The following is a 23,902-nucleotide window of genomic DNA, read 5'->3' as shown; positions in this document are numbered from 1 at the left end:
GATAGTTTAGGAGGATCCTATGGGGGTAGAGGAACCGATTCATATCTTGTTGGTAGATGATCGCCCTGAGAATTTGCTCGCATTGGAGGCTGTTCTCGACAGCGAGCAGTATAGCTTGGTTAAGGCGACTTCGGGTGAAGAGGCGCTTCGATGTTTGTTAAAGGATGAATTTGCGGTCATTGTTCTTGACGTTCAGATGCCGGGAATGGACGGTATCGAGACGGCAAAGCTAATTAAGGCTAGGGATAAGACCAAGGATATTCCTATTATTTTTATTTCTGCAAACAGCAAGCAGGCAGAGCATCTTTTTGCGGGATACTCGGCAGGCGCTATCGATTATATGGTCAAGCCGTTCATTCCTCAGATTTTGAAATCTAAGATTGAAGGGTTTGTCAGCATGTATTTGGCCAATAAGAAGCTGAAAACTCAGACCTTGCTGCTGCATCAAAAAACGCAGGAGCTGGAGCAAACGAACCGGGAGCTGCTTCAGGCCAAGGAAGCGGCAGAGATTGCCGCTAAGGCCAAGACAGAGTTTCTGGCAATGATGAGTCATGAAATCCGCACGCCAATGAACGGGGTAATCGGCATGATCGATCTTCTCATGGAGACAGAGCTTCAAGAAGAGCAGCAGGAATATGCCGAGATTATCCGCAAAAGTGCGGACACTCTGGTTACAGTGATTAACGATATTCTGGATTTCACGAAGATGGAATCCGGGAAAATGGAGCTGGAGGAGACCCCGTTTGAACTGAGGGCCGGCGTCCAGGAAGTGTTCGACTTGTTCTCGATGGATGCGAGCCGCAAAGACTTAGAGCTCGTTTATTTCATAGATGATGCTGTGCCTTCCGTTCTGTACGGGGATATGGGAAGACTGCGGCAGGTTTTGATTAATCTGATTTCCAACTCTATTAAGTTTACAGACCAAGGCGGGATTTATGTTGTAGTGCTGCCCAAGCAGCAGGAGGATCATCGCATTGTGCTGGAATTTACGGTGAAGGATACCGGCATTGGCATCTCGCAAGAGAAGGCAGATCGGCTGTTCAAGCCTTTTTCACAGCTGGATTCTTCCATGACGCGGAAATATGGCGGAACCGGACTCGGACTCGCGATATGCCGGAGTCTTGTGCAAATGATGGGCGGAGATATTTGGGTTGAGGCGATTGAGGAGAAAGGTGCTACCTTCAGCTTTACGATTGAGGTTCGCAGATGTGAGGACGGGACGGGTCTGCTTAACGCCCCTGCTGAAGGTCAGTCTTCGGCCCTCCAGGTTGATGCCAAGGGATGTATGCTGGTCGTCGATGATCATCCGATCAATCAGAAGATTATGGCTAGTATGTTCCATAAGCTTGGGTATGAGGCAGATGTCGCGGAAGATGGAGATCAGGCTGTCCGCATGGCCCTAAGCGGCAAGAAGTATAATTTTATATTTATGGATATTCACATGCCTGTTATGGACGGTCTGGAGGCTACAAGGATAATCCGGTCCCGTCAGCCAAGAGAGCTCCAACCGGTCATCATTGCGATGACTGCAAATGTGATGGATGGAGTGCAGAGCCGTTGTCTGGAAGCCGGTATGAATGATTATATTAGCAAGCCGCTCAAATTGGGCAGTATCAAGCATATTTTGGCCAAATATTCCGTGGTATCCCTCCGTGGAGAAGAGAAGCTGGAGAGAACCAATTGAATCTAGTATCCAGATACTTACAGTCTTTTTTTGTTTCAGTTAAGCCGATAGAGGGTTATTAGGTAGAGAAACCACAATTCAGGAGAGAATGTCTATGAATACAAATAAGAATGAGAAGTTTAGCGCTACAACTCAGATGCAGGATGGAGCGTGCACTGTATTTTTGAACGGTGAATTGGATCTATCCGTTGCTCCTGATTTTCGTCAGGTGATGGAGCCGCTTGTAGGAGATGGCAACTTGGATTTAATTATCAATCTAAAGGACTTGAAGTATATAGACAGTACAGGGATCGGCATCTTGTTGTCCATTCTAAAGGTAAGGCACGGCATGAACGCTCAATTTTATGTCCGAGAAGTACCGGATCAAATCCAGAAGCTGTTTGAGATGACGGGCATTTCGAAGTTTTTTGCCTCACAGGAGAATTCCCAATAGGAAAGGATCGAAGAAAGAATGAAAGAGGAAGTTCAAAGAGTAATACTTAATTTGCCGGCCACTGCGGAGTATGTCGATATTGTCCGACTTAATTTATACGGAATTGCTTCTAAGATGGGCTTCTCCTATGAGGATATAGAGGATATGAAGGTTGCTGTATCGGAAGCCTGTAACAATGCCGTTCTTTATGCTTATAACCAACAAGAGGGCTCGATGGAAATTTTATTTGAAGTAGGGCCAAGCGAATTGTCCATTACGGTCAAAGATGAAGGGGAGAGCTTTGAATCGTATAGCGGTAAGAGCGATGCGGCAACGCTCCATGACAAGGAGATCAGCGAAGCTCAGATCGGCGGTCTCGGATTCTATCTTATGCAGGCACTTATGGATGATGTAAGTGTCGAAAGCGAGGCAGGTAAGGGAACCAAGGTGGTTCTGACTCGAAGACTCGCTCGAAGCGAGGAGACGGTATGACCGATAGAATGACTCCCCCCGAGTCTATGAATGAAGCAGTAGGTCTGATCTGGGAATACCAGCAGACAAAGGATAACGAAATCGCCACCGTTCTGATTCAGAAGTACGAGCCTATGGTGAAGATGGCAGCAGGGAAGATCGCACGTAACCGCCCCGACTTGTATGAGGATCTGTACCAGGTCGGCCAAATGGCGCTGATCCGCCTGCTTCAGCAGTATGATATCGAGCTAGGTATTCCATTTGAGCCTTATGCTATGAAGAGCATGATCGGGCACATGAAGAATTTTCTACGGGATAAATCCTGGTACATACAGGTTCCTAGAAGAATTAAAGAGAAAGGGGCGCTTGTCCAGCAGGCCATTGATGAGCTTACGGTCAAGCTGGAGCGCTCTCCGGACGTGAAGGAGATCGCCGAATTCCTGGATTTGTCTGTTGAAGAGACGGTTGAGGTGCTCGCAGGAAGAGAATGCTACCATTACGTTTCCCTGGATTCGCCGTTATCCCAAGAGGAGAGTGCAGCCACGCTCGGTGAGCTGATCAGCTCGGATGCAAACGATTACGATACAGTGGAGAAGCGGATGGACCTCCAGCAGGCGCTCAGCCAGCTGAAGGAACAGGAGCAGAAGGTTCTGCTGCTGGCCTTCCAGGAAGGCCAATCCCAGCGGGCCATCGCTCAGAAGCTTGGCGTCTCTCAAATGAGTGTATCCCGGATTCAGAAGCGAGCCACAGAGAAGCTGAAACAAATTATGTCCAATTCGGGTTCATTATGAACCAAGATGTGGATGTATATAGAACACGCCAGTGATTTTGAACCTTGGCGTGTTCTTTTTAAATTTATTATAGAGGGGCGTTAGAAGGCATGGAGGGCTTGGGTCAGAATCGAGTATGGAATATGGAGCAAGGCTGGACTTGGGTCGATCTTAAGGCCCCCAGCTGGGATGACCCGAAGATCAGGGAACTGATCGAGACCTATCCGGAGACAGAAGAATGGATTCGTGATATCACCACGATTGAAACCAATTATTTGTCGGTTCGCTTTCCAGGACATGACAATCCGCAGATTTTTGGTTCCCTTCTTTATTCTATTAAGGAAAAGATTAATGATAGTGCAGAATGTGAGCAGTTCCATTTCTTTGTGAGCCGTAAGCTCTTGATTACACTTAATCTGGATGACCATACCCGGTTCATCATGAACTCAAGGGAACGACTTGATATGCTGGCGAATTGCCAGCTGCCGATAGATGGCATGTTTGTGCTCTGCCGTACGATTCTTCATTATTTCCATACCGGACTCGACCGATTTGAACTGAATCTTAGAGAGGTAGAAGAGTTAATGCGTGAGCGCAATGAGAAGAATATCATGGAACAGATCATGGAGGCCCGCTTTGAGCTTCTATTCTGGAGCAATCTCTTCATTCCTTACCTGGAGCTTATTACGGGAGCTAGGGAAGCTTATATGGAAGAGCTGGATAAGAGCATCTACTTTAAGCGATTTTATTACCGGGCAGAACGGATGGAGACGCTGTTTTCCCATTATGAGAAGGAGATTGATACACTTATCATGATTGATGATGCGGTATCCGGGGTGCGGGGGAATGAAATTATGAAGACCCTGACGATTATCACGGCGATCTTTACTCCAGCTACGGTGATTGGAGCAATTTGGGGAATGAACTTTGATTATTTGCCTTGGATTCATCAAGGTACATGGGGGTTTGTTCTTATTATGGGTATCACCTTGGGATTTACTTTAGGGTTATACCTACTGATGTGGAGCCGGGGCTGGACGGGAGATTTGCTGAAATTCACCCGGCGAAAGCGTCAAAATCAGAGGTAGAAAGATATAAATAAAAGCCTGTACCCTCCCCCAGGGCTCAGGCTTGATTCAGGATAGGAGCTATTGTTCTGGATCAGGTCGGAGTCCTTTTTGCTCATCTTCCTCATTGGTATTCATTTCGTTCATGTCATCGCCAAGAATCTTCATATCCTCGAGATCGTTGACCATAGATCCGTTCTCAGCTTTGGCAATATCTTTGTGCTTCGCAAATCGTCCTTTTTGAACCTCTTCGATTTGGTGTTCAACATAGTTCTCCTGCTCATTCTCGGGATCACGCTTCATGAATATGCCTCCTCTTCTTGGGGGAACAATTAGTGTTGCTTATAAGAATCAATATAATTCTGCAGGTCACCGATATATTGGCCAATCAGCGGAAGGTCAACGAACCAGCTAATGATCCAGCCCAGCAGGGCGAGCACAATGGCTGTACCTACCGTAAGACCTAATCCTCTGGACAGGCCTGCGGTAAAATTGGTGATAATCCGCTTCTTAGGATTTGTATAGTTCTCGATAATATCCTTGAAATCTGATTTCTCGAGCGCAGTGGCGATGTCATCCAGCCTTGTATTTAATCTCTTCACCTCATGACGAAGCTCGAACGGATGATCTTTGGTGTCGTAAACCTTAGCCATAGAAGGTTCCTCGCTTTCTCCTTAAGGTGCTGATGGTGATTTGACTTGTGGTATGAAAAAAGCCAGCTGCTCCCCAGCTGGCTTGTTCAAGGGGTGCTCCCTCGCCTTAATAAGTGGAAGAATTCGTCTTGTTGTGAACCTCCTTGGCAGCATCTTCAGAAGCCTTCTTCACGTCTTTGGCCGCATCTTCGGCTGTGTTCTTTACGTCCTTAGCCATATCTGCCTCTGTCTTCATTGCTTCGTCAGTAACATCGGCAGAAGCTTTCTTCACCTCTTGGGATACATCGGCAGAAGCCTCCTTGACGCTGGAAATAACATTCCCTGCGCTGGTACCAACGGTTTGAGCCAGGCTGCTGGTCTTGTCGGCTACGTTCTGATAGAGGTTAACCGCTTTATCGCTTACCGATGCGCATACCTCTTTGGATTTATCGGCTACAGTGCTTAGCTTGTCCGAAAGATCGCTGCGAAGTTCACGGCCAGGCTTTGGAGCAAACAGAAGAGCTGCCGCTGCACCAATCAGTCCTCCGATCAGAGCACCTTTAACAAAAGTGGAGCCGGTTTGTACTGGATAATCCTTTTCTGCTTGATTCATACGGATCACTCCTTTATTAGAATTTATGATTTACAAGGCCCGCGCAAACACTCTGGAGATTAGACCAAGGATGAACACGAACAGGGCTGCCCCTATAATGGCGGGAATGACCGCGAATTGACCGATGACAGGTCCTACATTACCGAATAACCATGCACCCGTCCAGGCACCTGCAAATCCAGCGATGATGGATGCCAAGGCACCTCCCGGTATATCATGGCCGGCAAGTGCTTCACCGATGATACCGATGATTGCTGCCATCAATATACTGATGATGATTCCCCACATAAGGTCGCCTCCTTGGTCTATTTCCCTTCAGGTCCTTAGTCCTTATAGCGTTGCTTACTTCGTATATAAACGTGAAGCACTGTGGTGAAACAATCATAAGCTGAAGAGATGAGGAAGAATGAGATGAGGCCAGCACATGCAAGGGGTGTCCTGTAAGGAGGGTTTGTACTATAATTTAAGGGTTAGGGAAGGGGAGAAAGTAAAATGGATGCTATCTTAGTTAAAGAATACCGCGCCGATATTGTAGAATGTGTGCATCGCGGCCATATTAGTATTGTAAATGACCGAGGGAAGGTCACCCATTTTGCGGGAGATCCCCACTATGTCAGCTTTACGCGTTCCGCGGCGAAGCCCTTCCAGGCCATTCCGGGAATACGTGCAGGTATTGCCGAGCATTATGGGCTGAATGAACGCGAGATTGCAGTGATGACAGCTTCTCATCGTTCGGAGCATATTCATATAGATACCCTTGAGACGCTAGCCAAGGATGCTGGGCTTGCAGAGCAAAGCTTGGTTTGCGCACCGAGCTACCCCCTGGATCCATCGGCCAAAGAAGAACTTCTGCGCAGCGGAGGGCATGAGCGGCGGCTGTATCACAATTGCTCAGGCAAGCATCTGGGTGTATTGGCATACAGCAAAATGATGGGTTATCCTATGGATACCTATGCAGATCCAAGCCACCCGGTGCAACGCGAAATTTTAGATACATTCTCCAGCTTTACAGGAGTTGCGCCGCAGCAGATTGGCAGAGGTACAGATGGCTGCGGCTTTCCTGTGTTCGCCGTACCCATCTCTGCCTTAGCAACGGCCTATATGAAGCTGGCTTGTCCTGACCTCATTGAGGATGAGGCGACTCGAACTGCTGTATTACGCATCACCTCAGCCATGAGTCAATATCCAGAGTGGGTCGGAGGCACCGGGCGAGTGGATTCTGTGCTCATGAAGGATTCGAATATCATCGCTAAGTGCGGTTTTAAAGGTATTTACTGCTTTGCGCTTCGCAAAGAGCGCATCGGCATCTGCTTCAAAATAGAGGATGGTTCCGAGGAAGAATGGGGATGGGTTGTGCGATCCATTTTAGAGCAGCTAGGTTATGATCAGACAGAGACGCTGGAACGGTTAAAACAAGCCTTTCCTCATCAAATTACTAATGATGCAGGGTTGGAAGTGGGGCATGCTGAAGCTGTATTCCAGCTTGAAACCGCACATGAAAACAATTAAATCCCCTTCAGCTGTCATGATTAGGACCCTTCCAGACGGGTATTAGTACACTAACAGCGTACAATATGGAGGGATCATCATGATTGTGGTGAGAACATCGGAAGAGAGGCACACGTTAGATCATCAAGGGGCTGTAAGCCAGCTCAGCTTCTCTTTCGCGGAGTATCAGGATTTGGGGAATGAGCACTTTGGCTGTCTGCTCGTTCATAATGATTATTCCTTGCCTGCTGGATATACAGGCAAACAGCAGCATGTTCATGATTTGATTGTGGTTAGTATTGTGCTAAGCGGGACGCTGCTCATCGAGGAAAAGGATGGCTTAGGCTATAGAAAGATCGCTGAAGGCGAGATCGACGTTCAGCACGCAGGTACTGGAATTGACGTCAGCTATAGCAATGCATCAAAGTCAGAGTCTGTCCGCTATATTCAGCTGTGGTTTCTCCCGGCAAAGTCTGGTGAACAACCAAGCAGCAGCGTGATGAAGCTGCAACAGGAAGAGCAGATGAACCGGTTAACTGCAGTTGTGCCAGAAGAGCGGCACCGGCCAGAAGAGGGACTTTATCCGTTCAGCATGTACTTGCCTGAACTAGATAAAGCAAGTACAGTGGAGCTGTCCTCTAGCGATAAGAGAATCTATATTTATTTGACTGGCGGGGCTGCAGAGATACAATGTGACGGGGAAAGCTACATGCTTGAAGAGGGAGACGCTGTGCGTATTCAAGATGCGGGGGGCGTCCGGATCACCGGCATGAGCCCGGATCAGCCAGCTCGAATGATGATCATCGAGCTTCCGTAACTATATATATTCATACAGCAAAGACCCTAAAGCCGGCTTAGCCGCAGCTTTAGGGTCTTTGCTTATAGACAGGATTAAAAAGGAGATTTAGTTGGTATTTCTCAGCTGCCCAAGCTCTGAGGCTAGCGCTTCAACCTCTGAAATACTGAGCCGTTCCTTACTCATCACGATTTCATATACTTCATGAATATCGTCATAGCGGTCGACGGAGAAGGCAGACGCTTGCATGGCTGCTCCGGTGGCCATTCTTAATTTGTTCTTGATGGCATCAATCATGAACTCTACATTTTCTTGTGTTTTTTGGGTCAAATCCATGGTACCCGTCCTTTCTGTACAAGAGGATCATCCGTATTGTACCACGGGACCTAACGTGTCACACCTTTTTTGTGATCTTTACAGGAATCGGGTACAATCGAGGGAGATGAAGGGGGTGTGAACATGCAGGCCAAAGAGGAGCTTACCGCAGGAGATAGGCCTGTCCTTAGACGGCGGGTTACGCCGCCGATGCTGGAAAGCTTCTTTCAGGAGATTTCAGCTAAGCACTCCAGAGAGCAGGTCACGTTCGTCTGTATCGGAACGGATCGTTCGACCGGGGATGCCTTAGGTCCGCTGACAGGCAGCAGGCTTGCAGGTCTAGGCTTTCCATCTGTGGTTGGAACTCTGCCGGATCCTTGTGATGCGGATACCCTTGGGGAGAAGCTGTTAAGCATCCCGGAGCATCAGGTGATTATAGCGGTGGATGCCTGCCTTGGCAGCGATGCGTCTGTGGGAACATACTTGGTTGGAGCAGGTCCGCTGCAGCCGGCAGAATCTGTAGGCGGTAAGCTCCCGCTTGTAGGAGATTTCAGTTTAGCTGCGGTGGTAAACCGAAAGGGGCCACGGCCCTATCAGGCTTTGCAAATGACATCATTATATAAAGTGATGAATATGGCAGACGAAATTGCCGCAGCCGCAGCTCTTGCTTTTGGCTTGAAATAGGCAAGGCCAGCAGGTTTCGAAAGCCTGCTGGCTGGCTTAATAATTACTTATATTATAATAATTTATATAGAAGGAAGGTTGATATAGATGGAGAAGAAAGCGGTAAATGGAATTACCCTGGCCTATGAGGACCGCGGTCAAGGCGAGGTTCTCGTCCTCCTTCATGGGTTCTGCGGCAGCTCGGGCTATTGGGCTAAAGTAATCCCGGCACTCTCGCAGAAATATCGCTGTATTGTTCCTGACTTAAGAGGACATGGCGCATCGGACGCTCCGATGGGCCCATATTCGATTGAGCAAATGGCAGATGATATTGCCGAATTGCTAGAGAAGCTGGACATTCCTAGCTATACCGTACTAGGCCATTCTCTTGGCGGCTATATTGCCCTTTCTCATGCAGAGCGGTATAGCTCTAGGCTGAAGGCATTCGGTCTTATACACTCCACAGCCTATCCGGATAATGAGGAAGGCAAAGAGAAGCGGCTTAAAGCGGTATCCGATATCCAAGCCAAAGGGATAACCGCCTTTGTAGATGGCCTGGTTCCAGGATTATTCGCTGAGGGGCATGAAGCCGCTATGGCCAGAGAGGTTGATACGGCGCGGGAGATCGGCTACAAGACACCGCCGCAAGGGGCAGCAGGAGCCGCTTTGGCGATGCGAGAGCGCCCTGACCGCCGCGAGGTGCTATCCACCACCAAGCTTCCTGTGCTACTAGTGGCCGGAGAAGGTGATCGGGCTGTCTCACTGGACCGCACCTTTACGGCCGAAGGACCGAATATTACGAAATCGGTGATTAAGGGTGCAGGGCATATGAGCATGTACGAGGCGCCTGAGCAGCTTATTCTGGTTATTGATGATTTCTTAGGTACTGTCATCGAAGGCAAGCAAAGGTAAATAGTCCAAACTTCTGCAAGCGACGGGAATGAATGATAAGCCGCAAAGACCCTCTTGGGACTTTGCGGCTTACTGTGTTTACCGGCAGAAGCTTAAGGCCATGCGGGTACAAATAATGAATAGAGGCAGTTTGCAGTAGACTGGTAATAGCGGGATAAATGACTTACAATTTGATTCATGCGGGAAGAGCCCTCCCGTAAGGGCACGGCTTATTTTATTCGCGGCATGAGAGGACGGTTGAATATGCTAAGAAGAGATTATTTGGTGCGAATGATCGAAGAGATGACGGATATGATCGCTACCGTCTTTAATTTAAAGCAGCAGAAGAAGTATACCGAAGCTCTGTGGGAGCTGGATGAACAATACAAGAAACAGTTTCGACTAAATGGAACATTGGTAAACTCCCTCTCGCTCAAGGACCTCATTGAAGTATTTCGGATGGGGGATAAGATCGAAGCGGACAAGCTTCAAAGTCTGGCCCGTCTGATGAAGGAAGAAGGAGGCATCTACCTGGAGCAGAACAAGGAAGATGAAGCGGTGATCCGCTATATGAAGGCCCTTCACCTATTTATGTACGCTTCCTTCCATGGAGCAGACCGGGAATTATGGAATATTGACCGGGAAGTACAGGAATTGCGCACGGCTGTGAAGGGATACCAGCTTCCCGTAGAGACGGAGCAGCTTTTGATGAGCTATGAGGAGCGAGAAGGCCGTTTCGATTCTGCGGAGGATTCATTGTACCGGCTTTTGAAATCCGGAACTACAGGAATTGGGGAAGGGACCGCATTTTACGAGAGACTTCTGAATCTTGAGGACGAGAAGCTTGAGCAGGGCAACCTGCCACGCGAAGAGGTAGAGGAGGGGCTTGCGGAACTTAGACGACGTGCCGAAGCCCCCGATGAAGAATAAGAGGATAGGAAATAACCCTAGAAAGGTAGCTGTCATTCATGGAAGCATTGCGGAAATTAATACATCAAATCGCGGAAGAGGAAAGCCTGATCTCCGCGACGCTCAGTCAGCGCCGCAAAACAGGCGAGATCCTTTATACGAAGGTTCAGATTAAGCCTGTTGAAATCAAGAAGACACTGAATTATCAGTTTGCCTTCCATTATTCGAATAAGGTGCTGCACGAGAACTTAAGCCCCTCTGAGGCGGAAGAGCGCCTGACCGGGCTGTTCGAGACCACGTTCCGGCAGGGCCTGATCTGCACCCCTGAGGCGGATTATCAAATCTTGATCAGTAAGAAATTCAAGGTATCGATCTTAACGAAGTCCCCTACCAAGCAGGCGGGCTCCCTCAGTCATAACCGTAAAAAACAGTATATTCTGGAGGAAGGAACCCCAGTTCCCTTTCTTGTTGAGCTTGGCATTATGAACGAAGACGGAAAGGTCTATGCTAAGAGATACGATAAATTCAAGCAGATTAACCGGTTCCTGGAGATGGTTCAGGATATTATCCCTTTCCTCCCTCAGGACCGCCCGCTGACCATTGTTGACTTTGGTTGCGGCAAGTCCTATCTCACCTTCGCTCTATATCACTATTTGTCGGTAGAACAGCGAAGAACGCTGAATGTTGTCGGATTGGATCTAAAGGCGGATGTGATCGAACACTGCAGTTTGCTGGCGAAGAAGCTCGAATATAAGAATCTGCGGTTTCTTGTCGGGGACATTGCCGAATATGATGAATTAAGTCAGGTGGATATGGTAGTCACGCTGCATGCCTGTGACACAGCGACGGATGCTGCACTGGAGAAAGCCGTACGTTGGGACGCTTCGGTCATTTTATCCGTTCCTTGCTGCCAGCATGAGCTGTTCGCGCAGGTTGAGGCTCCGGTTATGGAGCCGCTCTTGTCCCACGGCATCCTGAAGGAGCGCTTCTCTGCGCTGGCTACAGATGCTATTCGCGCCAAGCTGCTGGATATTATGGGTTACAAAACACAGCTGCTGGAGTTCATTGATATGGAGCATACGCCCAAAAATATTCTAATCCGAGCGGTGAAGGCTCCATCCGAACATCGCGACAGGCTGTGGGCAGAGTATCAGGCATTTCGCGACTTTCTTCAGGCTTCACCATACCTGGAGCGAGCCTGCGCTGATTTGCTTCCCCCATCGAAAGGGGTAGAGGTTTAACGAAGGTCGAGAGGTCAACACTAAGTGTTGACCTCTTTTTTAATGAATTTTTAGACATGTGAGGGCTTAGAAGTGGAAGGAGGGAGCAGAAGTGAACAGGGCAAAGGATACCGCTGGATCTGCCGCTGCAGGGGCCGCCGTCTGTCTCGCGGGGCTGTATGCCTGCATGCAGACAGGACTGTATTTTGACCGGGAGCTGTTCAAGGCGGCGGCAGCGCTGCTGCTGGGCGCAGCGCTCCTGCTCCTCCGCGTGGCCGCAAGGCGGGGAGGGGGGGGCGTGCTTACGCCCTTCCTCCCGTACCGAGCGGCCCTCTATATGGCCGGGCCGCTGCTGCTGTGTGCGCTGTATGGCGCACACCTTGCGGCAGGCCCGCTCTCGGCCGCGGCCACCGCGGCCGCTGTGCTGCGCTGGAGCAGCCTCGCAGCACTGGCCGTGCTGCTGCTGGCCGCGGCGGGCACCCGTGCTGGCCGCCGCTGGCTGCAGTGCGGCTGGACAGCCGCAGGCGCAGTGCTGGCGGGAACAGCGCTGGCCGCCGTGTATGGGCTGCTGCCGCTGCCCTTCGCCATTCTGCGCACTGCAGATGCGGATATTGCGGCCACCGGCGCACGGCTGGGCGGCCTGCTGCAATATCCGAACGTGTTCGGCGCCGTAATGGCGGCATTTGGGCTGCAGCAGCTGAGCAAGCTGGCGGCCAGTGCTGCGGGGAGGGGGCGAGCGGGATGGCGCTATGCGCTTCACACCTTGGGCCTTCTCCCCTTTGCGCTGTGCCTCATGCTGTCCGAATCGCGCGGGGCAGGGATCGTCGCAGCGGTGGGCTGGGGCTGTGCCCTGCTGCAAATGAGGACAGCGCGGGCAAAGCTGCGGCTAGTGCTGTATACGGTCGCCACGGCCGCAGCTACAGTGCCGCTCGGTATTCGTCTGGCTCAGGCCGGGCTTGCTCCGCCGCTCTATCCGTCGCTGCTGGAGCTTGTCTCTGGCCTATGCATCCTGCCGCTCCTAATGTGGCTGGCTGACCGGCTCATTGATTGGCAGGTGAGGGCAGGAATAAGCAAGAGAAGAGGGAGAGGAGGGGGGAATCATCTCCTCCTCTTGGCTGCACTGCTACTGGCGATCTTGGCGCTTGCAGCCTGTGGGAGAGGGCTTCTGGGTTTAGTGCGGCCTCTTGGGTTATGGCAGAGGGGCGGGGCAACTTGGGAATCCAGGCTGGTAATGTACCGGGATGCTTGGCGCCTAATGGAACAGGCCCCTTGGTGGGGGCAGGGCGGCGGGGTTTGGCGCTCCGTGTACCGGAGTGTGCAGAGCGCTCCTTATGCCGGGGCCGAGATGCACAGCGGGTATTTCAATCTGCTGCTGGATACAGGCGCTATCGGGCTAGCGATTTATGTACTGTGGCTTGGATTTTTGGGACAAGGCTTGCTGCGCAGGCGCAGCAGCTGGGCGCCGGCCTTTGTGGTCTTGGCTTTGCACCAGCTGGTGGATGTTGACATGCGATTCCACCTATCGCTTTGTTTGCTGCTCTGGGCAGCGGTGCTTGGGGGCGGTGGGACAGGAAGAAGACCTGACGAAGCTAAGGAGGGGGCCAGGCGGGCGAACAGGGCTGGCGGACAGATTGCTTCACAATGTGCGGCGGGGCTTAGTGCGGCGGCTTTGCTCGGGCTTAGCGCCGCCGGCTGGTCTGCTGCACACGGCATAGAGCTGTATCAGCAGGCGGTCTATACGCCATCGTCCTCTGAACGGGCAGCGGGACTGCGGGCAGCGCTTGAGTGGAACCCGCTGCTTGTTCCTGCTCGCCTGGCTCTTGCCAAAGGACTGCCAGCAGCAGAAGCGGCCAGCTTGCTGCAGGAGGGGCACCGCCTTGAGCCAGTGCAGCCTGAGCTGCTCTGGGGGATTGCGACGGCCCTTGGCCGGGCCGGCGACCCCGAGGCTCAAGGCTGGTTCATCCGGGCGCTGGCCCGGGACCCGTACAGCCTGCAGAAGCAAACGGCTGTGCAGCGGGAACTGCTGGCGCTGGCAGGGCAGCTGGTTCAGCGGGGCAAAGCTGAAGAAGCTCTGCAGGTAGCGGGTACAAGCCGCAGCTTGTACCATCAGTATGCTGAGCTGGCAGAGCGGCTTGCGGCCATTCCGGGGGCGCGGAATGACCGGGGTTTTGGACTGACTCAGAGCTCGGGCGCCTTTGCGGCAGAGCTGGCGTCCAGAGCCGCCGGGTTACGCCGTTCCACAGAACGCAGCGCGGAACGCCCGTTTTAAGGCTTCCTGGTCGACATTCCATAATTCGGCCAGCTCTCCGCTGACTTCGGTGTCCCACCAATCGGCGAGTTTCTTCCGGTTCCCGCCCTGTTCATGAATCCAGATTAGGTTGGCGATGACTTTACGGTAATAAAGCGTCTCGCCCTCCTCAATCAGATCCTTGGAAAGGTATACATTCATGCGCTTCAGCGTTCGATACAGCTCTTTGCTGCAGGTTCTTCGAATTTTGCGAGGGGAGGGCAGAGCGGCTTCGTGTTTGGGTGGCTTGAAGGCCATTTGCGATCACTCCTTTTCAAAATACAGCTTATGCACGGGAGCTTATGCCGGTGACCTGGGGAAAGTAGAATGCATGTCCTCCGGTGTGATAGAATAGACTGCAAATAGAGACCGTTAAGGAGAGAGGGGCAAGCAGTGGGATTTCTATCAGATATTGTCGCTAAGTTGCTGGAATGGGTCGAGCAGCTGGGTTACCTGGGCATTATGCTTGGGCTTATGATTGAGGTTATTCCTAGTGAAATTGTTCTGGCTTATGGGGGGTATTTGGTCCATGGCGGGCATATTAACTTTATAGGTGCAGTTTTCTTCGGGGTCGTAGGCGGCGTGATTGCTCAGATTTTCATTTACTGGATCGGGCGCTACGGAGGCAGACCCATATTGGAGAAATACGGCAAATATATTCTCATCCAGAAGAAGCACATTGATGTAGCCGAGTCATGGTTCCTGAGGTATGGGGCAGGGGTGATCTTCACCGCGCGCTTTATTCCGGTAGCCAGACATGCGATCTCGATTCCGGCAGGCATGGCCAAGATGAAGCTTAGCAAGTTTATACTTTTGACTACGCTGGCGGTTATTCCCTGGACGGTGCTCTTCGTGTATCTGGGCATGATTCTTGGAGAACAATGGGAGAATATCGATGAGAAGGCTTCTCCTTACATTATGCCGATCCTCCTCTCCGCATTGGCGCTGCTGATCGTGTACTTCCTGGTAAAATGGATGCTGTCCAGCCGGAAGAAGAATAAGAGCGAGTAGCAAACCTTCGGCTATAGATCAAACGATTAAAAGCACGCTTTCAGGCTAACCTGGCAGCGTGCTTTATTTATAGATATATAGATTGAACTAAAATTTTACATTGAGCTTTCTATCACCACGGCCTAATACGATCCTATAACGTTCATTTCTTTAGTTCATTCTATATAAAAACTTGCTATCTGGCTGCTCGCTCAGACGTTCCTTTACTCAAAGGCTCTTCATCCAGCCACAGAATGGCCGTAACGCCCCGAGGGTAGTATCTGCTGCCGCAGATAATTCCGGCCTTCATCTGATCACTCCAGCTCCAGTAAGCATTCTCGTCAGAGGTGAGCCAGGCGGCATGAGCAGCATCTGCTGCGTGCCCTTGTTCATCCCAGGGGTGGCCCAGGATGCGGCGGGCGATAAATTGGCAGAGATAGATTTTGCTGAGCCACGAATTGTCGCTTGTAGAGGACAGCTTCCATCCTCCATTCTCAAAGAGACAGACTCCCTTGGCCAGCACGGTATTAAAGTGAACGGAGAGGGCCTGGATGTAATCACCGAATCGGCCGCCGGGCTCCAATGCCTCCTCACAGCCCGTGAAGAGCGGGAAGATCAGCCCTTCAATGGCCGGAATGATCTTGGAATTATTGCCCTCCTTAATCACTGCCGGGATATGCCCTTCCGGCTGAACCTGGCCGGTAATCGTCTGTGCACATAGCACAGCCTGATGTCCGGCAAGTTTTGCAGCCTCAGGGAGCTGATGCTCTTCAAACAGCTTCTCCATGGCAACATAAGCGGCCCAGCATTTTCCGGCCAGATAGATGTTGTTGCGGGCCTGGCCAAGCGAGACATCCAGGCTGTCGTAGGTGGTAATCTCGGCACCGCCCATCGTTCGGGAACTGTCCAATCCCATGAGGCCGCTGCGCTGACTGGGCTCGGGATGATCACGGTGAACCATGCTCTCAAGGCACTGTTCGAACAGCCCAAGATGCTGGTTGAGCCAGTCCTGGTCTCCAGTCTGCTGCACATAAACAGCAGCAGTGAGCACCCAGTTGACCAGCTGCTCATGGGTCATATGAGAGAAGCAGTCGTCGATGGCATGCAGCTCATAAGTGGAGAAGCCGGGCCTTGAGAAGGAATTGGCCACGCCCATGTCATGGGTAAAGCTGATTCCGCCCGGATATTCCCGTTTCTCGCCCGGAAAACGGACGGTGTCAGTATAGCTGTATCTTTGGATAAACAGATCAAGTTCATTTTTGACGGTCCAGGGGTTCATTCGCAGCTCGTAGAATAGCTGATCCACTGTGAGGTCGAAGGTGTTCATCATGCGGTATTCGCCCTCATTCACAATCCAGAGTGGTTCTCCGTCATGATCTAGGAGCTCTGTTGAGCCATAGTAGCTGCGTATGGCATGAGCCAGCATGAACTGCTGGTCACCGCTTAGAGAAGCTGAGTGAATCAGCTGGTTTGCTGAGCGAGTGACCTCCAGCTTCTTCTCGAAGTGCTCCAGTGCATAGCCGGCGACCTCTTCAATATTGGAGTAGTACCGGGTGTAATAATAGGCTGCATCTATCCCCGTAGTCACAATCCCTCCGCGGTAAAAGCATAGAGCAAACCGGAATACGGCTTTCTCCCCCGGCTGAACATCCATGAGCAGAGCACCCACCGAGCCAAGGCCGAATCTGAGATTCTCCTCCACTTTGGGCTGCAGGATGCCCTCCAGGGAGAAGTATCCGCCTTCCCGGACGCGGGGATCCTTGGCAGCAATCGCAATGTGGCGGCCCTGTGCAATCCCGCTTAACTTGCCGCCGGTCGTATCCGAAATTCTGCGGATCGCGGTGTAGGGATCATTTTTTTGGAAGCCGAAGAAGGCTTTACGGGTATGAAGTCCTTTTGTATTATCAATTGTAATTTCTGCTAGAACAGCGGGCAACAGCGCGAATTTCAGCTCCTCTTCTTCAGCTTTTCCAGGCTCCGGGACAGGGCCGAACGGGGAGTAGAGGGTAAAGGTCAAATCGCCGGCCTGCCAGCTGTCTGTGGCTGCTTGGAACGTCCGGGAGATTTCATGTCTGGTAAAGGGTACAATCAATTCGGAAGACGATGAGGGGCCTGGCTGAAGGTCCTGTTCCTCGTCATCTGATGTATACCGGCTCCGGTCATTCCTGGCGTCCTCGAAGAAGGGCAGCGCCCGATACTGGGATTTCCCGTCCTCCTGCAGGCCGATATAGATGTTCTGATCAGGCGGGGAAGCGATTTCAAGATCAAAGCCGCCGCTTTTGCCCGGATAGCCCAGGGTGAAGCTGGCGAAGGCTCCTATTGGTGAATGGTGAGCATTGAAGAACATTTTTTTATCCATTCAGATTACCTCCTGTAATAGGTGAAGCTCATATGGTACGTTAAGTATAACAAGGTGGGAATTTGGAACCCATATCCAAATCAGCTGTTTATTTACCCAAATCAACCAGCGTTTGGACAGGGCTTGAAAGAGGAGGAGGATAGGCTTGGAAGGCTCAAAATATCAAATTGCAGACTATATGCTGCCCGATATGGACTCTACATTTCGGATTTTTGCAGCGCATGTGCGCACTGTTACGAAGGAATGGTTTTACCCGAAAGATCGCCATCCGCTCTTTGAAGTGAATCTTGTGCTGGAGGGGAGCCAGGAGATGATTGTCAACGGACGGCGCCATGTGCAGCAGCCCGGTGATCTAGTCCTGCTGCGCCCTGAGGATGTGCATGAAAGCCGTGTGATCGGCGAGCAGCCGATGACTTACTATTGTCTGCATTTTGACGTTGACGAACGGGTGCTTCGGGAGCTCCTATGCCATAATGAGCCAAGATACTGCCCCTCAGCAAGTCCTCTCGCTCAGAAGATTAGGCCGAGTCTTGATAAACTGATTGCGTTAACCTCATCCAGCAGCATGCCGAAGCTTGCCGACAAAATGTTGATCCTGTCAGCTGTATTTGAACTGTTCGCGGGACTTAGCGAAATCTTGTCGAGCTTTGCGGATAACGCTGAGGGCACCCGCACGATTGGTGTCGCCTCGGAAATCGCGGCTGCGCTGGAGAATAGTGTGAAGATGCAGGAGAGCTTAGCGGGGCAGGAAGAACAGGAGACTTCTCTTAAGACTATCAGAGAGATCACTGAGCAGCTGGGCTACAGTGCATCTTCCTGCAACCGGATGTTTCATCAGGTGTACGGCATGTCCCCGAGACAGTATTTATCTGCGTTGAAGCTGAAAAAGGCGAAGCTGGCCTTGATGGCTCCCGAGCTTTCTATAGAAGCGATATCCATCCGGCTTGGCTATAAGGATATTGCGCATTTCAGCCGTCAGTTCAAGCGTTGGACGGGGGAATCTCCGGCGAAATTTCGCAGCCGATTCCATACATAGCAGGGCGAGCGGCTTGCTTTCAGAAGCTTGGGGCAACTTGTTCATGGATGTACCTGAATGCTAGAATGAATTCATGATCACTGGCCTATAAATCAAGCGATGTTAACCATTTTGCAAAAAAGGGGATATGAGAATGAGCAGTAAGAAGAATGTAGCCAATAAGTTTGGCACTGGACTTCAGCCGAAAGAGTTCATCGCTTCTATGACGCGCAATAAAGAAGCTTTCCAGTCGTGGTACGATCAGTTCACCTGGGCTAATCAGGAGGATCGGGAGTTCTTTGAGAGCCTGAACCATAGGGATGATCTGCGTGTGCTTATTTTGGCTGCGGATTGGTGCGGAGACGTTGTGCGCAACGTTCCGGTTGTCTTTCGCGCGCTTGAAGTGTCGGGAATTCCTACGGAAGTATTGATCCTTGAGGAGAATCCGGAAGTGATGGATGACTTTCTAACCATGGGCGGAAGATCCGTGCCAATCGTAATTATTGCGGATACAGGCGGCCATGTGCTAGGACACTGGGGTCCTCGTCCAAAGCATGTACAGGAAGTCATGGTAGCCTTCAAGCAGGCTAACCCGGACCGGGAAGCCCCGGATTATGAAGCTAAAATTGCGGTGGCCCGCCAGGAGATGCAGAAGAGATATGGAGAGGGAACGGGAATTCACGCGGTTATTGTATCCGAACTGCGTGAGCTGATCTCGAAGGTTTAAGAGGATGCTGAATATTGAGTCTTTTTCACTGGGTCCCCTTCAGACAAATGCTTATCTTATCCAAGGCGAAGAGCCGGGGAAGGCGATCATTATAGATCCGGGGATGAATCCAGGGCCGCTGCTTCGCCGGATTGCTGATTTGGATATTGAAGCTATTTTACTGACACATGCGCATTTTGACCACATTGGCGGCGTGGACGAGATCCGTAAGGCAAAGGACTGTCCGGTTTATGTTCATCCTCTTGAAGCGGACTGGCTGGATACGCCTAAGCTTAACGGTTCAACGATGTGGCCGCAAGTAACACCACCTATTGCGGTAGATAGAGCTGAATACGATTTGGCGCAAGGGCAGAAGCTGAGTTTTCTTGGTCATGAATTCGAGGTATTTCATACACCGGGGCACTCTCCGGGAAGTGTCAGCTTTCTATGCGGAAATCACTTGTTCTCGGGAGATGTTTTGTTTCGTGCAGGAGTTGGAAGAACAGACCTTCCAGGTGGCCGGGAGCGCGACTTGATCGATTCGATCCGGTTGACGCTGTACCGCATGGAGGACGGAGTGACAGTGTATCCGGGGCATGGGCCAAGGACAACGATTGGGTATGAGCGGGCGCATAATCCTTATGTTCCTGGATCATAATGGGCTACTAAGGAATTTACCATAATTTCGGCGAAAAAAGTCAAAATGGCTGGACAACTAGAATTTACTTTGATAGGATATACTTAATTTAACAAATGTTAATTATCGCGAAGCACGCAAGCTGTGGAATCCATCCCGGTTTGCGTTCTTTTTTTGTCTAGATTTGGTATTTGGAGTTTGTCCAAGTTTGGTCCTTTGAAGGGGGAAACCGCTTGAATCCCGGAAGATATTATCCGTTTGATATAGAGACTATGGTCCGTAAGACAGGCTGCAGGCATCGTCGCTCTGATGATTGCGTGGATAGGGAGAGGAAGGAATTCTGCTTCAGAACTACCGCATGGAATCGTCTGTTTATGAAGCATGGCAAGATCGAGCAGCCTTGGCATGAACGTTTGGAGATCCATCGGCATAGAAAGAATACATAACCTAATTACAGCAATTCATCATTGCTCAGAAGGTCAATTTGGTGCAATTCATCCCATAGATGCCAACGCCACAATCAAATTTTATCAAATATACTTTATTTTCATAGTTTGCTTCCTTGACCAATCTTACTTCCATTTAGTAGGATAGAGAAATAAATTAACTCATAATCAGGGGGGTAGACGATGCTGCGTTTGGGAGAGAAGATTGTTATCGTCGAGGATGCTTTTGAGCAGAATCTTCCTGTTGGGGAATATGGCTACATTATTGCTTACGACCGTAATCCGGACAATGCGTTCGATTATGTCGTCCGCTGTCCTAAAGCGGGCCGCAATTATTTCGTTCCTGCGAGCGATATCGAAACCGAGGATCGGCTTATCAAGCAAGAGGTAGAGCGGGTAGAGCGTGAGGCTCTTATCGATTATGCCCTAGCTACGCATAATGAGAAGCTGTTCTATCAAGTGATGAACGGCGACACAGCTTATGCGGAGGAACCTATTGAACCAACACAGGAAGGTATGTCACAAGCCGAGTTTATCAAGCAGGTAAATCTCCGCGCTTGGATTTAAATGATAGGAAAGATCGGCAGATGCCGGTCTTTTTTTTGTTGCATTCTCTTATTCAGTTCTTGTCTTGTCTAACGAATTGTTCAGAATCCGTTCAGAGCTGCTTGATAGACTGACAGAACAGACAGAACAAGGCATGAAGAGAGGATGACGACAGCTTGGATTTTTCAAAAGGTAGAAAAATATGCTCGATGTTGATGGTGGTTATGCTGCTCATGGGAACTTTGTTTGGCATAGGGCAGGAGCGTGTTAAGGCCGACACGGGCGGTACAGATGCTGTAGGTACCCCGGAGGTTAAGGCTCCATGGACAGGCGCCGGAACGGAGGAAGATCCTTATCAGATTTATACTCCCGAGGACCTGATTGCGATTGGCCAGGATGAGAGCAAAGTGATCGACAAGAGCTTTATTCTAATGAACGATCTTAATTTAGGAACTTATACGGGCAGAGGTGAAGGATGGGTTCCTCTTGCTCCTGTACATTTATTTAACGGTAATGATCATTATATCCGAGGGCTTTATATGAATCGTACCGCAGATCCAGCGAACCCGCTGAACTCTACGAATAGCGTAGGATTATTCGCTGTAAACAAGGGAACGATCATGAATTTAGGTCTTCAATTAGCTTTTGTGGCCAATAACTTCGCATATACGGGTGGGGTTGCCGGAATTAATGAAGAAGGCGGCAAGATCATCCGCGTCAATGCTGGCGGCGAGATTCAGAGTACAGGCGGAGAGATTGGCGGTGGCATGGTCGGAGAGAACCGTGGACTCATTACAGAATTCACTTCGGCTATGAAATTCCAGTATTGCCACATTGATAAACTTGGCAGCATTGCTGGAGTGAATACTTCGACTGGGGATATTAACAATGGTACCTATATAGCCAAGGAAATCCCCTATGGAGCCAGCATGGTTCATACACTGGACGGTAAGCTGTCCTTTGTGTACACCAACTGTTACTACACGCTGGGCACTGCTATAGAAGTGCTGCCTACAGCCGAATATTCCAATCTCTACTATACCCATCAGGTAGATGATCCGACCAAGAACATCGGTACTAAGCTGACAGATGCTCAGCTGGCAGATGATGCGTACTATACGGATTGGGATAAGTCCATCTGGACCAAGCCTTTCCCCACATCACCACCGGGGTTTTATCCTTATATTATGCCGGGGAAGACGGAGCCTGATTCGAATTGGGTGAACGAAACAGATAGCGAGCTGACTTCTCTGAAGCAATCTTATTCCAGCAGCAGCGAGGTTTTTAGCTATCATCTAGTGTCGTCTAAGGAATTTGCAGATGATAATAAGTATTTTAAAATTGAAGGCGATAAGCTGCTGGCAGCACAGGATTTCGGAGACAAGACGGCGTTCAGAATTCAGGTTTCTGCAAGGGATAGCCGGAATTTTGTGACTTATTCTGATTTCTGGATCAGAGCCATGGCGCCTGCGAATCCAGATCCCAATACGGATCAGCCTGGAACCGGAACTCCTGGGACTCCTGAGATTCCAGCGCCAGCACCGGATAACGGACCTGTCGTAGTAGAGCCAACGACACCGAGCCTGCCGGATCCGGTTCCTAGCTATCCTTCTACGAGCTCTGGTAGTGGTACCGGTACACCGTCAGGTCAGCCTGCTTCTCCTAAGCTGATCATTTCGGTTGATTTAGGAACAAGTGAGAAGGAAATATTCAAGACCGGGTTAGAGCGGACAACAACCAATGGCAAGACAACCGACAAAGTTCACATGGATTCTGCAGAGTGGAAGGAAGCCATCGCTCAAGCGCAGAAACAAAACCAGAAGGAAATCCGCGTAGTTATTCCTGATGTGAAGGACGAAGTCGATCAAGTGGACTTCAATATATCTAAGAACGATATTAAAGCTGTGAACGAAGCGGGGCTTGGTTTTGAGGTCTATACAGATCATGGAACGATTGCGGTTCCTGCCGCATCATTGGAGGGTCTGGATGAAGACCTGTACTTCCGTCTTGTCCCTGTAAAAGACAGCTCTGATCAAAAAGCTTTGCTTACCCGGGTGCAAAATGAGCCGGTTGTGAAAAAGGCTGCTGATCAGGCGCCTACCCTCGCTTCACGGCCTGTGAAGATCGAGACAAATCTGTCCGACCGTCCGGTAACGCTGACCATTCCGATTCGGAATCGAGAGATTCCGAAAGATCCGGTACTTCGCAGCCAGCTGCTGAATTCGCTGGCGGTGCTGATTGAGACTACCGATGGCAAGGTTTCCTTAGACAAAGGCAAACCTGCCGAGCAAGAGGGAACCACAGGTCTTGAAGTTTCTACCAATGCGTTCGGAACCTTCACCATTTTGCAGTGGGACGGTGTGGATCTTACACCGGATACCGGCTATATCCACGGGTTTGTTGACGGTACGTTCCGTCCGAACGCCCCTGTAAGCCGCTCTCAACTGGCTGTAATGCTGGCGCGCAACCTGGGGATTGGACAAGGAGCTTCTAGCGTTAAGCTTAACTATAGCGATGTACCTGCTAATTCGTATGCTGTCAACGCTTTGGCAGCCATTAAAGAGAAGGCAATTATGAGCGGGGATGGCTATGGGAACTTCCGTCCAGAAGAAGCGGTAACCCGCGGTGAAATGGCGGCGATCATTGCCCGTGTTGAACAGCTTCCGCTGTCCAGCTCAGCAGCTGCAGATGGGTTTACAGATGTTAAAGGGCACTGGGCTGCATCGGTCATTCAGGCTGCCCAGAGCACAGGGTTAATCAAGGGATATGCAGACGGGACTTTCCATCCGAATGCGACTTTGACTCGTGCAGAAACTGTGGTCATTATTAACCGTATGTTCCAACTTCATGGAGGGCTGGGCCTGGATGATCAGGTTGTAGCTTGGAGCGATGTGCCTGCCGGTCACTGGGCTGCGGAAGATATTGAAATAGCGTCCCGAAAGTAGGCTTTAGGGATATATGCAAATCAGAGCGCCATTTGAGGCG

General features: G+C 50.5%; 26 protein-coding genes. 19 read left to right on the top strand and 7 right to left on the bottom strand.

From position 1 onward, the window contains the following. The first annotated feature begins 19 nt into the window (after positions 1-19). From DCC85_RS18625 to DCC85_RS18605, 5 genes are all read left to right on the top strand, one after another. On the top strand, positions 20-1,684 hold the full coding sequence (locus tag DCC85_RS18625) for a response regulator (protein WP_108466908.1): 1,665 nt from the start codon (positions 20-22) through the stop codon (positions 1,682-1,684). A gap of 94 nt (positions 1,685-1,778) precedes the next feature. Then, the gene (locus DCC85_RS18620; protein WP_108466907.1) at positions 1,779-2,117 is read left to right on the top strand and encodes an STAS domain-containing protein; all 339 of its coding nucleotides are present in this window, start codon (positions 1,779-1,781) and stop codon (positions 2,115-2,117) included. An 18-nt stretch (positions 2,118-2,135) separates the two neighbouring features. After that, entirely contained in the window at positions 2,136-2,588 is a 453-nt protein-coding gene (rsbW, locus tag DCC85_RS18615; protein ID WP_108466906.1) for an anti-sigma B factor RsbW, read from the top strand. Continuing rightward, complete coding sequence (locus DCC85_RS18610) at positions 2,585-3,358, top strand: sigma-70 family RNA polymerase sigma factor (protein WP_108466905.1); 774 nt, start codon at positions 2,585-2,587, stop codon at positions 3,356-3,358. Before rsbW ends, DCC85_RS18610 begins: the two co-directional genes overlap by 4 nt. A gap of 98 nt (positions 3,359-3,456) precedes the next feature. After that, a complete protein-coding gene (locus DCC85_RS18605; RefSeq protein ID WP_325048392.1) occupies positions 3,457-4,425 on the top strand; it encodes a magnesium transporter CorA family protein in 969 nt (322 codons plus the stop codon). A gap of 60 nt (positions 4,426-4,485) precedes the next feature. Here DCC85_RS18605 and DCC85_RS18600 read toward each other — a convergent pair whose 3' ends face one another. From DCC85_RS18600 to DCC85_RS18585, 4 genes are all read right to left on the bottom strand, one after another. Further along, positions 4,486-4,707, bottom strand: a complete 222-nt coding sequence (locus DCC85_RS18600; protein WP_108466904.1) for a hypothetical protein — start codon at positions 4,705-4,707, stop codon at positions 4,486-4,488. A 29-nt stretch (positions 4,708-4,736) separates the two neighbouring features. After that, entirely contained in the window at positions 4,737-5,057 is a 321-nt protein-coding gene (locus tag DCC85_RS18595) for a DUF5665 domain-containing protein (RefSeq protein ID WP_108466903.1), read from the bottom strand. A gap of 106 nt (positions 5,058-5,163) precedes the next feature. Next, on the bottom strand, positions 5,164-5,649 hold the full coding sequence (locus DCC85_RS18590) for a YtxH domain-containing protein (RefSeq protein WP_108466902.1): 486 nt from the start codon (positions 5,647-5,649) through the stop codon (positions 5,164-5,166). 30 nt (positions 5,650-5,679) lie between these two features. Next, positions 5,680-5,937: a GlsB/YeaQ/YmgE family stress response membrane protein gene (locus tag DCC85_RS18585; protein ID WP_108466901.1), complete on the bottom strand. Its 258-nt coding sequence runs from the start codon at positions 5,935-5,937 to the stop codon at positions 5,680-5,682. A 204-nt stretch (positions 5,938-6,141) separates the two neighbouring features. Between DCC85_RS18585 and DCC85_RS18580 the strand changes: the two genes are divergently transcribed. Both DCC85_RS18580 and DCC85_RS18575 read left to right on the top strand, forming a co-directional pair. After that, positions 6,142-7,158: an asparaginase gene (locus tag DCC85_RS18580; RefSeq protein ID WP_108466900.1), complete on the top strand. Its 1,017-nt coding sequence runs from the start codon at positions 6,142-6,144 to the stop codon at positions 7,156-7,158. A gap of 79 nt (positions 7,159-7,237) precedes the next feature. After that, complete coding sequence (locus DCC85_RS18575) at positions 7,238-7,954, top strand: pirin family protein (protein ID WP_108466899.1); 717 nt, start codon at positions 7,238-7,240, stop codon at positions 7,952-7,954. An 87-nt stretch (positions 7,955-8,041) separates the two neighbouring features. Here DCC85_RS18575 and DCC85_RS18570 read toward each other — a convergent pair whose 3' ends face one another. Next, the gene (locus DCC85_RS18570) at positions 8,042-8,269 is read right to left on the bottom strand and encodes a DUF1128 domain-containing protein (RefSeq protein ID WP_108466898.1); all 228 of its coding nucleotides are present in this window, start codon (positions 8,267-8,269) and stop codon (positions 8,042-8,044) included. 123 nt (positions 8,270-8,392) lie between these two features. On the opposite strand from DCC85_RS18570, the gene yyaC reads away from it, so the two are divergent. The 5 genes from yyaC to DCC85_RS18545 all read left to right on the top strand — a co-directional run bounded on the left by yyaC (position 8,393) and on the right by DCC85_RS18545 (position 14,200). Then, on the top strand, positions 8,393-8,932 hold the full coding sequence (gene yyaC / locus DCC85_RS18565) for a spore protease YyaC (protein ID WP_108466897.1): 540 nt from the start codon (positions 8,393-8,395) through the stop codon (positions 8,930-8,932). An 87-nt stretch (positions 8,933-9,019) separates the two neighbouring features. After that, entirely contained in the window at positions 9,020-9,823 is an 804-nt protein-coding gene (locus tag DCC85_RS18560) for an alpha/beta hydrolase (RefSeq protein WP_108466896.1), read from the top strand. A 243-nt stretch (positions 9,824-10,066) separates the two neighbouring features. Continuing rightward, complete coding sequence (locus DCC85_RS18555; protein WP_108467956.1) at positions 10,067-10,732, top strand: DUF6483 family protein; 666 nt, start codon at positions 10,067-10,069, stop codon at positions 10,730-10,732. Between the two features lie 38 nt (positions 10,733-10,770). Beyond that, the gene (locus DCC85_RS18550; protein ID WP_108466895.1) at positions 10,771-11,952 is read left to right on the top strand and encodes a class I SAM-dependent methyltransferase; all 1,182 of its coding nucleotides are present in this window, start codon (positions 10,771-10,773) and stop codon (positions 11,950-11,952) included. Between the two features lie 91 nt (positions 11,953-12,043). Continuing rightward, positions 12,044-14,200 (top strand): O-antigen ligase family protein, encoded by a 2,157-nt coding sequence (locus DCC85_RS18545; protein ID WP_108466894.1) that lies wholly within the window; start codon positions 12,044-12,046, stop codon positions 14,198-14,200. On the opposite strand, the gene DCC85_RS18540 is transcribed toward DCC85_RS18545, so the two are convergent. After that, on the bottom strand, positions 14,159-14,476 hold the full coding sequence (locus tag DCC85_RS18540) for a dehydrogenase (protein WP_108466893.1): 318 nt from the start codon (positions 14,474-14,476) through the stop codon (positions 14,159-14,161). The two genes, DCC85_RS18545 and DCC85_RS18540, sit on opposite strands and share 42 nt — an antisense overlap. A gap of 204 nt (positions 14,477-14,680) precedes the next feature. Here DCC85_RS18540 and DCC85_RS18535 point away from each other — a divergent pair, with 204 nt between their 5' ends. Next, positions 14,681-15,229 (top strand): undecaprenyl phosphate transporter UptA, encoded by a 549-nt coding sequence (locus tag DCC85_RS18535; protein WP_442789550.1) that lies wholly within the window; start codon positions 14,681-14,683, stop codon positions 15,227-15,229. 175 nt (positions 15,230-15,404) lie between these two features. Here the strand turns inward: DCC85_RS18535 and DCC85_RS18530 are convergent, their stop codons facing one another. Then, positions 15,405-17,567, bottom strand: a complete 2,163-nt coding sequence (locus DCC85_RS18530) for a glycoside hydrolase family 52 protein (RefSeq protein ID WP_108466891.1) — start codon at positions 17,565-17,567, stop codon at positions 15,405-15,407. Positions 17,568-17,712: 145 nt separating this feature from the next. Between DCC85_RS18530 and DCC85_RS18525 the strand changes: the two genes are divergently transcribed. The 6 genes from DCC85_RS18525 (at position 17,713) to DCC85_RS18500 (ending at position 23,862) form a co-directional block, all read left to right on the top strand. Continuing rightward, a complete protein-coding gene (locus tag DCC85_RS18525; RefSeq protein ID WP_234414235.1) occupies positions 17,713-18,603 on the top strand; it encodes a helix-turn-helix domain-containing protein in 891 nt (296 codons plus the stop codon). A gap of 133 nt (positions 18,604-18,736) precedes the next feature. Then, positions 18,737-19,309, top strand: a complete 573-nt coding sequence (locus tag DCC85_RS18520) for a thioredoxin family protein (RefSeq protein WP_108466890.1) — start codon at positions 18,737-18,739, stop codon at positions 19,307-19,309. Positions 19,310-19,313: 4 nt separating this feature from the next. Beyond that, positions 19,314-19,946, top strand: a complete 633-nt coding sequence (locus DCC85_RS18515) for an MBL fold metallo-hydrolase (protein WP_108466889.1) — start codon at positions 19,314-19,316, stop codon at positions 19,944-19,946. Positions 19,947-20,158: 212 nt separating this feature from the next. Continuing rightward, entirely contained in the window at positions 20,159-20,371 is a 213-nt protein-coding gene (locus DCC85_RS18510; RefSeq protein ID WP_108466888.1) for a hypothetical protein, read from the top strand. Between the two features lie 183 nt (positions 20,372-20,554). Next, positions 20,555-20,938, top strand: a complete 384-nt coding sequence (locus tag DCC85_RS18505; protein WP_108466887.1) for an ATPase — start codon at positions 20,555-20,557, stop codon at positions 20,936-20,938. A gap of 155 nt (positions 20,939-21,093) precedes the next feature. Further along, positions 21,094-23,862 carry an S-layer homology domain-containing protein gene (locus DCC85_RS18500; RefSeq protein WP_234414234.1) on the top strand — a complete coding sequence of 923 codons (2,769 nt, stop codon included), beginning with the start codon at positions 21,094-21,096 and terminating at the stop codon, positions 23,860-23,862. Positions 23,863-23,902 lie beyond the last annotated feature (40 nt).

It is taken from the genome of Paenibacillus sp. CAA11 (genome assembly GCF_003060825.1).
In the GTDB taxonomy this organism is placed as follows: domain Bacteria; phylum Bacillota; class Bacilli; order Paenibacillales; family Paenibacillaceae; genus Fontibacillus.
The sequence above is the reverse complement of the archived record's forward strand: the minus strand, read 5'-3'. Positions and strand labels throughout refer to the sequence as shown.

Bases quoted from the DNA above. Each gene is read 5' to 3' on its own strand.
- DCC85_RS18570 (WP_108466898.1), bottom strand. From the start codon at position 8,269: ATGGATTTGACCCAAAAAACACAAGAAAATGTAGAGTTCATGATTGAT.
- DCC85_RS18555 (WP_108467956.1), top strand. From the start codon at position 10,067: ATGCTAAGAAGAGATTATTTGGTGCGAATGATCGAAGAGATGACGGAT.
- DCC85_RS18540 (WP_108466893.1), bottom strand. From the start codon at position 14,476: ATGGCCTTCAAGCCACCCAAACACGAAGCCGCTCTGCCCTCCCCTCGC.
- DCC85_RS18560 (WP_108466896.1), top strand. From the start codon at position 9,020: ATGGAGAAGAAAGCGGTAAATGGAATTACCCTGGCCTATGAGGACCGC.
- rsbW (WP_108466906.1), top strand. From the start codon at position 2,136: ATGAAAGAGGAAGTTCAAAGAGTAATACTTAATTTGCCGGCCACTGCG.
- DCC85_RS18520 (WP_108466890.1), top strand. From the start codon at position 18,737: ATGAGCAGTAAGAAGAATGTAGCCAATAAGTTTGGCACTGGACTTCAG.
- DCC85_RS18585 (WP_108466901.1), bottom strand. From the start codon at position 5,937: ATGTGGGGAATCATCATCAGTATATTGATGGCAGCAATCATCGGTATC.
- yyaC (WP_108466897.1), top strand. From the start codon at position 8,393: ATGCAGGCCAAAGAGGAGCTTACCGCAGGAGATAGGCCTGTCCTTAGA.
- DCC85_RS18590 (WP_108466902.1), bottom strand. From the start codon at position 5,649: ATGAATCAAGCAGAAAAGGATTATCCAGTACAAACCGGCTCCACTTTT.
- DCC85_RS18580 (WP_108466900.1), top strand. From the start codon at position 6,142: ATGGATGCTATCTTAGTTAAAGAATACCGCGCCGATATTGTAGAATGT.
- DCC85_RS18505 (WP_108466887.1), top strand. From the start codon at position 20,555: ATGCTGCGTTTGGGAGAGAAGATTGTTATCGTCGAGGATGCTTTTGAG.
- DCC85_RS18535 (WP_442789550.1), top strand. From the start codon at position 14,681: ATGCTTGGGCTTATGATTGAGGTTATTCCTAGTGAAATTGTTCTGGCT.
- DCC85_RS18625 (WP_108466908.1), top strand. From the start codon at position 20: ATGGGGGTAGAGGAACCGATTCATATCTTGTTGGTAGATGATCGCCCT.
- DCC85_RS18610 (WP_108466905.1), top strand. From the start codon at position 2,585: ATGACCGATAGAATGACTCCCCCCGAGTCTATGAATGAAGCAGTAGGT.
- DCC85_RS18515 (WP_108466889.1), top strand. From the start codon at position 19,314: ATGCTGAATATTGAGTCTTTTTCACTGGGTCCCCTTCAGACAAATGCT.
- DCC85_RS18600 (WP_108466904.1), bottom strand. From the start codon at position 4,707: ATGAAGCGTGATCCCGAGAATGAGCAGGAGAACTATGTTGAACACCAA.
- DCC85_RS18530 (WP_108466891.1), bottom strand. From the start codon at position 17,567: ATGGATAAAAAAATGTTCTTCAATGCTCACCATTCACCAATAGGAGCC.
- DCC85_RS18620 (WP_108466907.1), top strand. From the start codon at position 1,779: ATGAATACAAATAAGAATGAGAAGTTTAGCGCTACAACTCAGATGCAG.
- DCC85_RS18595 (WP_108466903.1), bottom strand. From the start codon at position 5,057: ATGGCTAAGGTTTACGACACCAAAGATCATCCGTTCGAGCTTCGTCAT.
- DCC85_RS18575 (WP_108466899.1), top strand. From the start codon at position 7,238: ATGATTGTGGTGAGAACATCGGAAGAGAGGCACACGTTAGATCATCAA.
- DCC85_RS18550 (WP_108466895.1), top strand. From the start codon at position 10,771: ATGGAAGCATTGCGGAAATTAATACATCAAATCGCGGAAGAGGAAAGC.